Here is a 1,815-nt window from a genome sequence, read left to right on the forward strand (position 1 = left end):
GCCGAAATCCCGCCCCCCGACCGACGACGACCTCAAGCGCCTGCTGCGCTTCTCCCCCGAAAGCGGCGCCATCTGGCTGGGCGAGCACCGCATGGTGCTGATGGACACCCAGGCCCTGAGCGCCCTGCGGCGCGACCTGCTGGGCTCCGTGGGCCCGGAGCACACCCGCCGCCTGCTGACCCGCATGGGCTACGCCTGCGGACTGCGCGACGCCGAGTTCGCGCGCCGACGCCGACCCGACATGGCGCCTGAAGAGGTGTTCCAGGTGGGCCCGCAGCTGCACATGCTCGAAGGCGCGGCCCGGGTCAGCCAACTGAGCCTGGAGATGAACATGCGCACCGGCCAGTACCACGGCCGCTACCGCTGGGACGACTCCTGGGAGGCCCATGCCCACCGCCAGCTCTTCGGGCCGGCCAGCGAGCCGGTGTGCTGGACCCTGCTGGGCTATGCCAGCGGCTACACCAGCGCCTTCATGGGCCGACTCATCCTGTTCAAGGAAGTGCAGTGCGCGGCCTGTGGCGCCGACCACTGCCTGATCGAGGGCCGCCCCATCGAGGACTGGCCCGATGGCGAGCAGCACCGCACCTATTTCGAGGACGACTCGCTGCTGGACAAGATCGAGGCCCTGAGCCGCCAGGTCGAAGCCCTGACCACCACCGCACCCGACGCGCAGGCCGGCATGCTGGTGGGCAGTTCCCCGGCCTTCCAGCGGGCCCACGACCTGCTGCGCCGCGCCGCGGCCACCCAGGTGTCGGTGCTGCTGACCGGCGAGACGGGCGTGGGCAAGGAGCGTTTCGCCCGCGCCCTGCACACCCTGTCGGACCGCGCCGGCGGCCCCTTTGTGGCGGTCAACTGCGCCGCCCTGCCCGCCGAGCTGATCGAGGCCGAACTCTTCGGCGTCGAGAAAGGCGCCTACACCGGCGCCCACGCCACCCGGGCCGGCCGTTTCGAGCGGGCGGACGGCGGCACCCTGTTCCTGGACGAGGTGGGCGACATGCCCTTGCCCGCCCAGGCCAAGCTGCTGCGGGTGCTGCAGGAAGGCGAGGTCGAGCGCCTGGGGGCCGAGCAGCCGCGCAAGGTCAATGTGCGCCTGGTGGCCGCCACCAATGTCGACCTGGAGGCCGCGGTGGCCGCCGGCCGCTTCCGGCGCGACCTGCTCTACCGGCTCAACGTCTACCCCATCGCCATTCCGGCCCTGCGCGAGCGCACGGCCGACATCGCCCCGCTGGCCCAGCACCTGCTGCAACGCTACGCGGCCCAGCACCACAAGCGCCTGCTGGGCTTCAGCGACCGCGCCATGGCGGCCCTGCAGACCCACGACTGGCCGGGCAATGTGCGCGAACTGGAGAACCTGGTCGAGCGCGGCGTGATCCTGGCCCTGCCCGGCGGCACCATCGATGTGGAGCACCTGTTCCCCAACTTCCGCGACACCGACAGCGCCGCGCTGGACCCGCAGGGCCGCCTGGCCGCCGCCCTGACGGACAGCGAGCGCGCCCTGTGCGAGCGCATCCTGGACAGTGGCGTCTCACTGGACACGCTGGAGGACCAGCTGCTGAACCTGGCGGTCGAGCGCAGCCAGGGCAACCTCTCCGGCGCGGCGCGGCTGCTGCAGATGACCCGGCCCCAGCTGGCCTACCGGCTCAAGCGCCGCCAGTCCGGCGAAGCCCCCGCTCCGGCCGAGGAATCCTGAGATGCTGCCCGCCGACCGCTTTTCCCGCCCACGCCTGAGCAGCGACAGCCAGCCCCCGCGCACCCGGGTGGAGCGGGCTTACCTGGCGCTGCCCCAGGACATCGTCAGCGGCACCCTGGCGCCCG

1 protein-coding gene is annotated in these 1,815 nt (G+C 72.3%); it reads left to right on the forward strand.

Annotated features, from left to right (window positions below):
* Positions 1-1,690, forward strand: a 1,690-nt coding sequence (locus tag I73_RS25715; RefSeq protein WP_022979345.1) for a sigma-54-dependent Fis family transcriptional regulator, incomplete at its 5' end; no start/stop codon positions are given.
* Positions 1,691-1,815 lie beyond the last annotated feature (125 nt).

The organism is Ideonella sp. B508-1 (assembly GCF_000333615.1).
In the GTDB taxonomy this organism is placed as follows: Bacteria; Pseudomonadota; Gammaproteobacteria; order Burkholderiales; family Burkholderiaceae_C; genus Ideonella.